At 76.9% G+C, this 12,360-nt stretch carries 10 protein-coding genes; 1 reads left to right on the forward strand and 9 read right to left on the reverse strand.

What is annotated here, in order from left to right; all coding sequences use genetic code 11:
* Positions 1 to 74 precede the first annotated feature (74 nt).
* A complete protein-coding gene (locus GTY84_RS29770; RefSeq protein WP_161229507.1) occupies positions 75 to 1,358 on the reverse strand; it encodes an adenylosuccinate synthase in 1,284 nt (427 codons plus the stop codon).
* A gap of 185 nt (positions 1,359 to 1,543) precedes the next feature.
* On the opposite strand from GTY84_RS29770, the gene GTY84_RS29775 reads away from it, so the two are divergent.
* Complete coding sequence (locus tag GTY84_RS29775) at positions 1,544 to 2,383, forward strand: diacylglycerol kinase family protein (RefSeq protein WP_161229508.1); 840 nt, start codon at positions 1,544 to 1,546, stop codon at positions 2,381 to 2,383.
* 166 nt (positions 2,384 to 2,549) lie between these two features.
* Here the strand turns inward: GTY84_RS29775 and GTY84_RS29780 are convergent, their stop codons facing one another.
* From GTY84_RS29780 to GTY84_RS29815, 8 genes are all read right to left on the reverse strand, one after another.
* Positions 2,550 to 3,770 (reverse strand): cytochrome P450, encoded by a 1,221-nt coding sequence (locus tag GTY84_RS29780; RefSeq protein ID WP_161229509.1) that lies wholly within the window; start codon positions 3,768 to 3,770, stop codon positions 2,550 to 2,552.
* A 636-nt stretch (positions 3,771 to 4,406) separates the two neighbouring features.
* Positions 4,407 to 5,072 carry a response regulator transcription factor gene (locus GTY84_RS29785; RefSeq protein WP_161229510.1) on the reverse strand — a complete coding sequence of 222 codons (666 nt, stop codon included), beginning with the start codon at positions 5,070 to 5,072 and terminating at the stop codon, positions 4,407 to 4,409.
* The gene (locus GTY84_RS29790; RefSeq protein WP_161229511.1) at positions 5,069 to 6,418 is read right to left on the reverse strand and encodes a histidine kinase; all 1,350 of its coding nucleotides are present in this window, start codon (positions 6,416 to 6,418) and stop codon (positions 5,069 to 5,071) included. The genes GTY84_RS29785 and GTY84_RS29790 overlap by 4 nt, the downstream gene beginning before the upstream one ends.
* Positions 6,419 to 6,851: 433 nt before the next feature.
* Positions 6,852 to 7,517 (reverse strand): response regulator transcription factor, encoded by a 666-nt coding sequence (locus GTY84_RS29795; RefSeq protein ID WP_345943561.1) that lies wholly within the window; start codon positions 7,515 to 7,517, stop codon positions 6,852 to 6,854.
* Positions 7,514 to 8,857 (reverse strand): histidine kinase, encoded by a 1,344-nt coding sequence (locus GTY84_RS29800; RefSeq protein WP_161229512.1) that lies wholly within the window; start codon positions 8,855 to 8,857, stop codon positions 7,514 to 7,516. Before GTY84_RS29800 ends, GTY84_RS29795 begins: the two co-directional genes overlap by 4 nt.
* On the reverse strand, positions 8,854 to 10,104 hold the full coding sequence (locus GTY84_RS29805; RefSeq protein ID WP_345943562.1) for an acyltransferase: 1,251 nt from the start codon (positions 10,102 to 10,104) through the stop codon (positions 8,854 to 8,856). Before GTY84_RS29805 ends, GTY84_RS29800 begins: the two co-directional genes overlap by 4 nt.
* A 154-nt stretch (positions 10,105 to 10,258) precedes the next feature.
* Positions 10,259 to 11,248 carry an alpha/beta hydrolase gene (locus GTY84_RS29810; RefSeq protein ID WP_161229514.1) on the reverse strand — a complete coding sequence of 330 codons (990 nt, stop codon included), beginning with the start codon at positions 11,246 to 11,248 and terminating at the stop codon, positions 10,259 to 10,261.
* 159 nt (positions 11,249 to 11,407) lie between these two features.
* Positions 11,408 to 12,298, reverse strand: a complete 891-nt coding sequence (locus tag GTY84_RS29815) for an alpha/beta hydrolase (protein WP_161229515.1) — start codon at positions 12,296 to 12,298, stop codon at positions 11,408 to 11,410.
* Between the last annotated feature and the right edge of the window lie 62 nt (positions 12,299 to 12,360).

A 12,360-nucleotide genomic window follows, 5' to 3' on the forward strand; every position in this document is an offset into this window, starting at 1 on the left:
CCGGGCCCCGACGCCGTCCGCCCCCGGCCGCGCGGGGCGGACGGGGGCGGACGGACCGGGGCCGCCGGGCGGGGCTACAGGAACGAGTTGATCTCGATCGTCTCGTCCCGGCCCGGGCCCACGCCGATCGCGGAGATCGGGGCGCCGGACATCTCCTCCAGCGCCTTGACGTACGCCTGGGCGTTCTTCGGCAGGTCGGAGAAGGACTTCGCGCCGGTGATGTCCTCGCTCCAGCCCGGGAGCATCTCGTAGACCGGCTTCGCGTGGTGGAAGTCGGTCTGCGAGTACGGCAGCTCCTCGACCCGGCGGCCGTCGATCTCGTACGCCACGCAGACCGGGATCTGCTCCCAGCCGGTGAGGACGTCCAGCTTGGTGAGGAAGAAGTCGGTCAGGCCGTTCACGCGGGTCGCGTAGCGGGCGATGACCGCGTCGAACCAGCCGCAGCGGCGGTCGCGGCCGGTGGTGACCCCGCGCTCGCCGCCGATCCGGCGCAGCGCCTCGCCGTCCTCGTCGAACAGCTCCGTCGGGAACGGTCCGGCGCCGACGCGCGTGGTGTACGCCTTCAGGATGCCGATGACCCGGCTGATCCGGGTCGGGCCGACGCCCGCACCGGTGCAGGCACCGCCGGCGGTCGGGTTGGAGGAGGTGACGAACGGGTACGTGCCGTGGTCGATGTCCAGCAGCGTGCCCTGGCCGCCCTCGAAGAGGACAACCTTGTCGTCGTCCAGCGCCTGGTTGAGGACCAGGACGGTGTCCGTCACATAGGGGCGCAGCTTGTCCGCGTACTCCAGCAGCTCGCCGACCACCTGGTCGACGGCGATGGCGCGCCGGTTGTAGAGCTTGGTGAGCATCTGGTTCTTGACGTCGAGCGCCGCCTCCACCTTCTGGGTGAGGATCGACTCGTCGTAGAGGTCCTGGACGCGGATGCCGACGCGGTTGATCTTGTCCGCGTAGGTCGGGCCGATGCCGCGGCCGGTGGTGCCGATCCTGCGCTTGCCGAGGAAGCGTTCCGTCACCTTGTCGACGGTCACGTTGTACGGCGTGATGATGTGGGCGTTCCCGCTGATCAGCAGCTTGGACGTGTCCACGCCGCGCTCATTGAGACCGCTCAGCTCGGAGAGCAGGACCGAGGGGTCGACCACGACCCCGTTTCCGATGACCGGCGTGCAGCCGGGGGAGAGGATGCCGGAAGGGAGCAGGTGCAGGGCGTACTTCTGGTCGCCCACGACCACCGTGTGGCCTGCGTTGTTACCTCCCTGGTAACGGACCACGTAGTCGACCGACCCGCCGAGCAGGTCCGTGGCCTTCCCCTTGCCCTCGTCACCCCACTGAGCACCGAGCAGCACAAGTGCGGGCACGCGCGTACACCCCTTCCGGGCGGGGCATGTCCAAGGTCGAGAGCGTGCACGGAGGGTTTCCGCCGCGTACACCGCGACCTTCGTCGGTCGCCAACCGTCGGACCGGATGCCCCGGAATAGACGAAGCCCCTGGCGCAAGAGCGCAAGGGGCTGTTGCACAAAGATGCTACCCGAGGAAGCGAGGCATGGCCGAGGTGGCGACTTCCACGACGCCCGATCAGCTCCTGGTGGTCATCGATCCCGTCGCCCGACGGATGGACGGGGAGTCCGTACGGATAGCGAAGGACGTGCTCAGCGCGGGCGCGGCGGGAACGAAGGTGTGCCTTCCGGACGGCCCGGAGGAATTCGCGCGGGCCCTGCGGCGGCGCGGTTCGCGGCGGCCGGTGGTGATCGGGGACGACGCCGCCCTGCTGCGGGCCGTCGGCCTGCTGCACCGGCAGCGGGAGCTGGCCGGGTGCGCCCTGGCGGTGGTGCCGGTGGGGCCGGCGCTCGGCCTGACCCGGGCGCTGGGCCTGCCGACGGGCGCGGTGGCGGCGGCCCGCGCGGTCCTGGACGGGGCGGCGCGGCGGCTGGACCTGCTCGTCGACGACAGCGACGGGGTGGTGCTGGGCTCGGTCCGCATCCCGCCGGTCGGGGCGCCGGTGCCGCCGGGCCCGGCGGAGCACGCGCGTCCGTGGCTGCGCGGCTGCCGGTCGCTGGTGCGCACGCTGGCGCCGGCCCGGCCGGCCCCGGCCGGGCCGGGCGGCCCGGTGCGGCTGCGGGTGGAGGTCGACGGGGTGACGCTGGTCGACCTGGACCGGCCGGTCGAGTCGGTGTCGGTGCTGCCGGGCACCGGCGGGCGGGCCGAGGTGGAGGTGCGGACGGCGGGCGCGGAGGCGGCACCGCTGACGGCGGCCGGCCGCACGGTCACCGTCTCGGGTGCGCACTTCCGCTACCGCGCGGACGCGGTGGTCTCGGGGCCGGTGCTCACCCGCACGTGGTCGGCGCACGAGGACGCGTGGGCGCTGACGCTGCCGGCCCGCTGACGTGCCCGGAGCCGCCGCGGCCCCCGCCCGACGGGACGGGCCGCGGCGGCGCCGTGCGCGAGAGGTGCGCGGCGGGGCCGTGCGGGCGGGGTGCGGTGGTCGGGTCGGGTGCGGGGCGGGCGGATCGGGCAGGGTGCGGGGCGGGGTGCGGGGCGGGCGGGGTGCGTCACACCTCCACGTGCAGCGCCTCCAGCCCCCGCATCACGAAGTTCGGCCGCCGCCGGGGCTCCCCCGCCGGCCGCAGCCCGGGCGCCCGCTCCAGCAGGGCGGTCGTCGAGGCGGCCAGCTCGATCCGGGCGAGCGGGGCGCCGATGCAGTAGTGGATGCCCGCGCTGAAGGAGATGTGCGGGTTGTCCCGGCGGGTCAGGTCGAGGCGGCCCGGGTCGGCGAAGACGGCGGGGTCGTGGTTGGCGGAGCCGAACAGCATCGCGATCTCCGCGCCGCGGGGGATCGTCGTCCCGTCGATCTCGATGTCGTCCAGCACCCAGCGCTCGAAGAGCTGGAGCGGGGTGTCGTAGCGCAGCAGCTCCTCGACGGCGGTCGGGACGAGGGAGTGGTCGGCGCGCAGGGCGGCGAGCTGCTCCGGGTTCCGGAACAGCGACCACCAGCTGTTGACCGTGCCGTTCACGGTGGCCTCGTGGCCGGCGTTCAGCAGCAGGACGCAGGTCGAGATCATCTCCTGCTCGGTCAGCCGGTCGTCGTCCTCGTCGTGGGCGGCGATCAGACCGGAGACGAGGTCGTCGCCGGGCGTGCGGCGGCGCTCGGCGATCAGGGCGCGCAGGTAGTCGGAGAACTCGACGGAGGCGCGCACCGCCCTGGCCGCCGCGTCCCCGGACGGGTTCAGCTCGTACATCCCGCAGATGTCGGCCGACCAGGGGCGCAGCGGGGCCCGGTCCGCCTCGGGGATGCCGAGCATCTCGGCGATCACGGCGACCGGCAGCGGCTCGGCCAGGTCGCGCTGGAGGTCGCCGCCCCCGGCCTCGACGAGGCGGTCCACGAGATCGTTCGCGAGCCTCTGGACGTACGGCCGCAGCCGCTCCACGGTGCGCGGGGTGAACGCCTTGGTCACCAGCCGCCGGATACGGGTGTGGTCCGGGGGCTCCAGGTCGAGCATGCCGTGGTCGTTGAGCGTGTGGAACGGCTCCTGCTCGGGCGGGGGCGGGGTGCGGCCGAACTCCTCGTGGCTGAAGCGGTGCAGATAGGTCCGCCCCAGCCGCCGGTCCCGCAGCAGCGCCGAGACGTCGGCGTGGTGCGGGACGAGCCACTGGTCCGTCGGCGCGTAGTAGTGCACCCGGCCCCGCTCCCGCAGCTCGGCGAAGGCGGGGTAGGGGTCGGCGAGGAAGCCGGGGTCCCACGGGTCGAACGCAAGATCGCTTTCAGCCGTCATGAAACGGACCATAAGCCCTGACCCGGGCCCCTGCCCAGAGCCGGACGAACCCGGACGCGGGGGCCGCGCGCCGTGCCTCCGGCGGTCGTGGAGGCGGCCGGAGCCGGGGCGGACCGACCCGGGCCGGGACCGGGGACCGGGAAGGCCGGACCCGACCCGGAGGCCGAACCCCCACCAGGGCCGGGCCGGGGCGGACCCGAGCCGAAGCGAACCCCGGGCGGGGTGGCCCCGGGCCGAAGCGGACCCGGGGGCGAAGCGGACCCGGGGGCGAAGCGGACCCGGGGGCGAAGCGGCCCCAGGGGCGAAGCGGCCCCAGGGGCAGGGCGGACCCAGGCGGGGCGGGCCGGGGCGGACCCGAGCCGAGGCAAACCCAGGGCGAGGCGGACCCGGGCCAAGGCGGGGTAGGGGCGGACCCGAGCCGACGCGAACCCGAGCCGACGCGAACCCGGGGCGACGCGGACCCGGGCGACGCGGACCCGGGGCGGGCCCGAGCCGACGCGGACCCCGGGCGAGGTGGACCCGGGCCAAGGCGGGATAGGGGCGGACCCGAGCCGACGCGAAGCCGTGCCGACGCGGACCCGGGGCGCCGCGGGCCCGAGCGCGGGTGGGCCCCGGCCGACGCGGACCGGGGGCGGGTCAGCGCGGGGTGACCAGGCGGGCCTCGTAGGCGAAGACCGCCGCCTGGGTGCGGTCGCGCAGGCCCAGCTTGACCAGGACGCGGCTGACATGGGTCTTGACGGTGGACTCCGCGACCACCAGCAGCCCGGCGATCTCCGCGTTGGACAGGCCCTGGGCGATCAGCACCAGCACCTCCGTCTCCCGCTCGGTCAGCCCGCCGTACGCCGCCCGCGCCGCGGCCAGGGGGCGCGGGGCGTCGGACAGCCGGGCGAACTCGGTGATCAGCCGCCGGGTCACGGACGGCGCGAGGAGGGAGTCCCCGGCCGCCACCACCCGGACGCCCTCCGCGAGCCGGCGGGCCGACGCGTCCTTGAGCAGGAAGCCCGAGGCGCCCGCGCGCAGCGCCTGGTAGACGTACTCGTCCAGGTCGAACGTGGTCAGCACCAGGACCTTGGTCGCGGTGCCGGCTGCGACGATCTCCCGGGTCGCCCCGATGCCGTTCAGCTCGGGCATGCGGATGTCCATCAGGACCACGTCCGGGGCGAGCTCGCGGACCTTGTCCACCGCGTCCCGCCCGTTGACCGCCTCCCCGGCGACCTCGATGTCCGGCATCGCGTTCAGCAGGACCGAGAACCCCTCGCGGACCATCATCTGGTCGTCGGCGACCAGGACCCGGATGCTCACGCCGCCTCCGCCGGGGCCGCGGTGACCGGCAGGAACACCGCCACCTCGTACCCGCCGTCCTCCGCGGGGCCCGCCGTCATCTCCCCGTCCAGCATCGCCACCCGCTCCCGCATGCCGGTGATCCCGTGGCCCGCGCCGGGCGACGGCCGGGGCGGGCGGCCCCCCGGGGCGGGGCCGTTGACGATCCGCAGGCCCAGGCCGCCCAGGACGTAGGAGAGTTCGACCCGGGCACCGGCACCGGGCGCGTGCCGCAGGGTGTTGCTCAGCGCCTCCTGCACGATCCGGTACGCCGACAGCTCCACCCCCGGCGGCAGTTCGCGCACCGCGCCGGTCACCGCCCGGTCGACGGCGAGACCGGCGGCGGCCACGTTGGCGAGCAGCGCGCCCAGGTCGGCCAGCGTGGGCTGCGGGGCGTCGGGGGCCTCGTACTCCTCGGCGCGGACCACCCCGAGGACCCGGCGCAGCTCGGTCAGCGCGGCCACCGCGTTCTCCCGGATGACGGCGAACGCCCGCTCCAGTTCCTCCGGCGGGTCCTGCACCCGGTAGGGCGCGGCCTCGGCCTGGACGGCGACGACGGACATGTGGTGCGCGACCACGTCGTGCAGCTCCCGGGCGATGGTGGTGCGCTCCTCCAGCAGGGTGCGCCGGGACCGCTCGTGCTCGGTGACCGACTGCTGCGCGGTCACCTCCTCGCGGGCCCTGCGGCGGATGTGCCAGAGGGAGACGGCCAGCAGCACCAGCGCCGACAGGACCAGCATCGAGGCGGTGTTGGCGGCGGGATGGCCGCCGCCCAGCGCGGACTGCACCAACAGGCCGTAGGCCGCGGTCGCCGTCCACATCCAGGCGATGGTGCGGGGGTCGGTGCGCAGCGCCACGATCACCAGCACCAGCAGATGGGAGGTGAACGTGCCGGGCAGCCAAGGCCATTCGCCCTCGCTGGTGCCGACCAGCGGGGCCAGCGGTGCCGCCGCGACCGACAGCCAGAACGCGCCGACCGGGCGGACGGCCGTCATCAGCACCGGCACCCCGCACAGCAGACCGCCCAGCAGCAGCAGGGAGAACCCGCCGTAGGGGCCGTCCGCCACCACACCGAGCCAGAGGACCAGCAGCGCCAGCAGGCACACGAGGCCGAACGGGAGGTGCCGCGCGCCCCCGCGCATCCCGGCGGGCAGGCGGCGGAGCAGCGCGCCGTCCTCGGCCAGGGGGGCCAGCGGGCGGTGGGCGAAGGCGTCCGTGATCAGCACCCCGCGCACCCCTTCCAGGGCGCTCACCGCCAGCCGGTGCTCGGGGCCCCGGTACCTGGCCTCCCCGGGGGGCGAGGTCCTCGTGTGCGTCGTGTCGGTCACCTTCCCCACGGTATGCGGGGACAGGGGCGGCGTCGTCCCCTGCGAGGGGGGTTCCGCGGTATCCGTCTCAGGTACTACACGCCCGCGCCCGGGACCCGTTCCGCCACCGCGCGCCGCCCCGCCGGACCGGTGCCGGGGCAGAGGGCGGGCCCCGCGCCGCCGCCCGCCGGAGCCGCGCCGCCGGAGCCACGCCGCCGAAAGGCGCGCCGCCGGACCGGCGTTCTCGCGCCCCGCGCCGAAGTCCCGCCCCGCCGAAGCCGTACCGCCGTCCCGCGCCCTCCGCCCGGACCCGCGCCCGGGGCGTACGCCGGGGCCGCGCGCAATTCCCGCGCCGAAGTCCCGCGCCCCGGCGCGGAGCCGTCCCGCCGCCACCCGGCGCCCGCACCCGCGGTGCCCGCCGGCCCCCGCGCCCGAGGTGCGCGCGTGCAGCCGGTCAGGGGCCCGCCGGGCGCACCAGTCCCGACTCGTAGGCGAAGACCGCCGCCTGGGTGCGGTCCCGCAGCCCCAGCTTCACCAGGATGCGGCCCACGTGCGTCTTCACCGTCTGCTCGGCGACCACCAGCCGCCCGGCGATCTCCGCGTTGGACAGCCCCCGGGCGATCAGGGCCAGCACCTCCGTCTCACGCTCCGTCAGCTCCCCCACCCGCCGCCTCGGCGGGGCGCCGGGGCCGCCGTCCAGCCGGGCGAACTCGGCGATCAGCCGCCGGGTGACGGCGGGCGCCAGCAGCGCGTCACCGGCCGCCACCACCCGCACCGCCTCCGCCAGTTGCGCCGCCGAGGCGTCCTTCAGCAGGAACCCGGAGGCGCCCGCGCGCAGGGCCTCGTAGACGTACTCGTCGAGGTCGAAGGTGGTCAGCACCAGCACCCCGACACCGGGGGCGGCGGCGGTGATCCGACGGGTCGCCTCGATGCCGTCCATGCCGGGCATGCGGATGTCCATCAGGACGACGTCCGGCGAGAGCCGCCCGGCCAGGCCGACCGCCTCCAGCCCGTCCACCGCCTGGCCGACGACCTCGATGCCGTCCTCGGCGCCGAGCAGCACGGTGAAGCCCTGCCGGACCATCTGCTGGTCGTCCGCGATCAGAACCCGGATGCTCACGCTTCCCCCTCGTACGCCCCGGTGCCCGGCAGGAACACCGTCACCCCGTAGCCTCCGTCAGCCCTCGGGCCGGCCGTCATCCGGCCCCCCAGCATCGCCACCCGCTCCCGCATGCCCAGCAGCCCGTGCCCCGCCCCCGGCGTCGGGGCCGGCCGGCGCGCGGCACGGGTGTTGGCCACCTCCACCTCCAGCCCGTCCCGGCGGTACGCGAGGTGCAGCCGGGCCGTGGCCCCGGGCGCGTGCCGCAGGGTGTTGCTCAGCGCCTCCTGCACGATCCGGTACGCCGACAGCTCCACCCCCGGCGGCAGCGGGCGGCGCTCCCCGGCGGTGGTGGAGGTGACGTCCAGCCCGGCCGCCCGGACGTTCTCCAGCAGGGCGTCGAGCCGGTCCAGGGTGGGCTGCGGGGCGTGCGGCCCGGCGGTGCCCGCCGTCGTCCCCCGCCCTCCCCCGCCGGGTGCGAGCGGGTCCCCGGCGGCGCCGGTCTCCTCGGAGCGCAGCACGCCGAGCACCCGGCGCAGTTCGGTGAGCGCCTCCACCGCGTTGCGCCGCATGCCCTCCAGGTTCTCCCGCAGTTCCTCCGGCGGGTCCGTCACCAGATGGGGGGCGACCTGGGCCTGGATGGAGATCACCGACATGTGGTGGGCGACCACGTCGTGCAGCTCGCGCGCGATCCGTCCGCGCTCCTCCAGCAGGGTGCGCCGGGCGCGCTCCTCCGCGGTGAGCGTGGTCTGCCGGGCGAGCGCCGAACGGGCCTCGCGGCGCCCGCGCAGCGCGGTGGCGAGGGCGACGACGACCGCGGACAGGGCGACGGACAGCGCCCCGGTCGGCTGGTGGGCACCGGTGGCCAGCACCCCCGTGTAGAACCAGGTGACCAGCACCGTCAGCGCCAGCGCCTCCAGCGCCGCCCGGGCGGGCACCCGCAGCGCGAGCAGCAGCAGTACGAAGAGGTGCGCGATCAGCCCGGCGGCCGTCCAGGGCCAGGTGAAGAGGGTGCCGTCCGCCGTACTTCCCCGGACCAGCCGGGCCGCCAGCGCCATCGCCCCGAGCGACAGCCACCACGCCGGGACCGGCCGCCGCAGCGCCAGCACCATGGCACCGGACTCGGCGAGGGCGAACAGGAAGGCGGTGCCGCCGTCCAGCCCGCCGTGCTCCCCGAGCTGGGCCGTGTCGCCGATGAGCACCCCGAGGGCCGCCAGGCAGACCGCGCCGTGCGGGACCCAGCGCAGCCAGACGGACGGCGGCAGCGGGTCCGCCCGCGCCGTCCACAGGTCGTCGCGCAGGACCCGCAGCCGGTGCCCGGCCCACGCGCGGACCCGCCGCGCACTCCCCCGTCCCCTCACGCCGCCACCCTAAGGGCCGTATCCTCGCGAGCCGTCTCCTCGCGGGCCGTATCCTCGCGGGCCGTATCCTCGCGGGCCGCCCGCCGGGACCGCCCCGGGCCGGGGCGCGGCGCGCGGCGGCCGGGGCCGTGCCCGGCGCGGCGGAAGGCGCTCCCGCAGACGGCCAGGACCAGCGCGAACACCGGCAGCCAGAGCAGCCGGGCGGCGATCCAGCCGGGGCCGGCGGGCGGGGTGTGCAGTCCGGGCAGGGGGCCCGCGGGGAGCCCGGTGACGGTGGTCGCCATCAGGGCCGTCTGGTGCCACAGGAAGACCGTCATCGCGGACAGGTTGAGCAGCGCCACCGCCGCCCAGGCCACCGGGCGGCGCATCGCCCGGCCCAGCCGCTCGCGCAGCAGCAGCGCCAGTCCGCACTGGGCGAGGCCGAAGGTGACGGCGGCGAGCGTCGGCGGGTTCAGGTTGGAGACGGCGGCGCCGGGCACCCCGACCATGGCCGCCGGGTAGCCCGCCCAGGCCACCAGCCCCGCGGTCGCCGCCGCGCCGCCGCCCAGCAGCAGCAGACCGGTGGAGCGCCGCTCCAGCTCGCCCCGGGTCCAGGCGGCGCCCAGGGTGTACGGCACCAGCCAGCCCGCGGCGAGGTTGATCCAGCCGATCCCCTCGGGACCGCCGAGCCCGAAGCGCACCAGGTCGACGTGGAGGACGACGGCCAGCGGCCACAGCGGGTGCAGCCGGGCCAGCAGCGGGGTCGCCGCCGTGAGCGCCGCGAAGACCAGCAGGAACCACATCGGGGAGAACGCCAGCCCCACCAGCGCGCGGACCGTCGGATACGGGGCGCCGCTCAGCAGCAGCGCCGCGGCCACCGCCGTCCACAGCGCGAGGAGCACCCCGGCCGGGCGGAACAGCCGCGCCAGCCGGGCCCGCAGCCACCGGCCGTAGCCGGTGCCCCGGGCCCGCGCCGCCGCGTACCCGCGGGTGGCGACATGGCCGCCGACCAGGAAGAAGACGGCGAGGGTCTGGAAGGTCCAGGAGACCGGGGCGAGCCACGGCATGGGTCCCAGCGGGCTGGCCGTACGAAGGTCCCCGCCGTCGGCGACCAGCGCGGTCACCAGCCAGTGGCCGAGGACGACCCCGAGCACGGCGCAGGCCCGCAGCGCGTCCACGGCCCGGTCCCGGGAGGGGGGCGTGGCGGCGTCGATCCGCCCGGCGGCCCGCCCCACCCGGCCCCGCACCGCACCGACGGCACGCGCCACGGGGGCGGACCGGGAGGCGGCGGGACCGGGCGCGACGGCGGTGCCCGGTCCCCCGCCGGACACGGCGGCGCCCGGTCCCCCGCCGGGCTCCGCGCACCCGGGCGCGGGCGCGGACGCGGGGGACGGGCGGGGGGTGCGGTTCGGACGGCGGGTGTCAGGCATCGGGGACCTCCGGGAACGTGCCGAGGGTGATGCGGGCGAGGCCGGCGAGGGAGCGGGAGCCGGGGGCGAAGTAGTCGCCGTGGCCGCCGTGGCCCGCGTCGAAGACCCGGGCACCGAACCCCGGGGAGACCGGGTCGGCGCCGAAGCCGACGGTGGCGCCGAACAGGGCGGCGCGGGTGTGCGGCACGTGCCGCGTCCAGTCGCCGCTGCTCCGGGCCGCCCAGACCCGGGCCCGCCCGCCCAGACCGGCGGCGGTGTCCGCGCCGGTGCCGGGGCTGCCGAGGAGGACGATGTCGCCGACGTCCAGGCCGGGTGCGGCCCGGCCGCAGACGACCGAGCCGTAGGAGTGGCAGAGCAGCGCGATCGGGGTGCCGGGCCGGGTCACCCCGCGCAGGGTGCCGACGAGGGCGCGCAGCGCGGGGGCGGCCTCGTCGGCGCGGCCGGTGGTGGCGACGGCGGCGCTGACCGTGCCGGGGGTCTCGTAGCCGAGCCAGGCCACCACCGCCGTGCGGACCCCGTCGGGGGCGTCGGCGGCCAGCCGCCGGTGCAGGGCGAGGGCGGCGTCGTGGAACCGGCCGTAGCTGTCGAGGCCGGTGTCGGCGCCGGGGACCAGGACGGCGACGCGGTCGGCGCGGGCCAGGTCGCCGAGGACCTCCGTGGCCAGTCCCGCGCCCCGGCCGTCGAAGGCGAGCAGGTGCCGGGAGGGCGCGGCCAGCGCCCGGTCCACCGCCGCGCGGCGGCGGTCGCCGTGTCCGGCCGCCATCCGGGACGCCTCGGCGGCGTTGGCCCGGTGCGCGGCGTAGGTCCGCTCCAGAGTGGCCGCCGTAGGGGCGGCGAGCGCGGCCGGGGCCGGGGCGGGCGTCCCGGGCCGCGCGGCGGCGGACAGCGGCACCACCAGGGCACCGGCGATCAGCAGGGCCGACGCGCCGCGCCGCGCCCCCGGCCACCGTCGCCGCCACCGCGCCGCCGCGCCCCGTCCCATGACCGCCCCCTCCCGGGAACCCGCCGACCGGGCCCCGTGGAAGGGACGTTAGGGAGCGGGCGGGGTAACCGGCGTCCCGCCGGGGGACTCGTCCGCCGCGTAGCTCTCAGGTACCACGGGGGGTACGGGGCCGCTCCGCCGGAGCCCCGACCGCCTCTGTCACCAGGCGAGTTGGGCGATCTCCTCGGCGACCACCGCGCAGGCGTCCGCCGCCGGGTCGATCAGCGGGAAGTGGCCCACGTCCTCCAGCAGGGTCACGCCCACCACCTCCCCGGCCCGCGCCGCGGCGTCGGCGTACGCCTCCGCCACCGCCTGCGGCACGACCACGTCGGCCCGGCCCTGGACGAGGGTGGTCGCGATGCCGGTGGGCAGCAGCAGCGCGGGGTCGGCACTGGGCCTCCGCCGCTCGAACAGCGCCTCCCCACCCAGCAGTTGACCTACCGCTCCACCGCACACGCCGAGCTTCGAGGCGACCTCGAAGTCCGCGATCGGGGCCAGCGCGACCACCCCGCGCAGGGGCGCCGGACGGTCGGTGCGCCAGGGCGCGTCGGCGGGCAGCACGTGCCGGGCGGCGGCCCAGAGGGCCAGGTGGGCGCCCGCCGAGTGCCCGGTGAGCACCGTGCGGCGCGGATCGGCGGCGGGCAGGTGCTCCCGGACCAGCGCGGGCAGGGCGTCCAGGGCGGCGGCGACGTCGTCGAAGGTGTCGGGCCAGCGTCCGGCGACCGGGTCGCCACCCGCCGTCCCCTCCGTGCCGCGCCGGTACTCGACGCTGGCCACGGCGAAGCCCCGGCCGGCCAGGAACCCGGCGAAGGGGCTGACGTGCCGCCGGTCGTACGGGGCCCGCCAGGCGCCGCCGTGCAGCACCGCCACCACCGGCGCCGGACCGCCCGCGCCGACCGCGCCGCGCGGTGCGTAGAGGTCGATCACCTGATCCGGATGACCGCCGTACGCGCAGGTGAGGTCGGGGTCGACGGGCGGGCGGGAGAGGGCTGCCCTCTCCTCCGCGGCGTCCCGCGCGGCGGCGGTACCCGGTTCTGCGGCGTCCGGCATGGTCAACCTCTCAGCGGGGGAACGGTGTTGACGGACCGTGGTGGGGGACTCGGCCGATGGCG

The sequence above is a fragment of the Streptomyces sp. SID8352 genome (assembly GCF_009862265.1).
GTDB lineage: Bacteria > Actinomycetota > Actinomycetes > Streptomycetales > Streptomycetaceae > Streptomyces.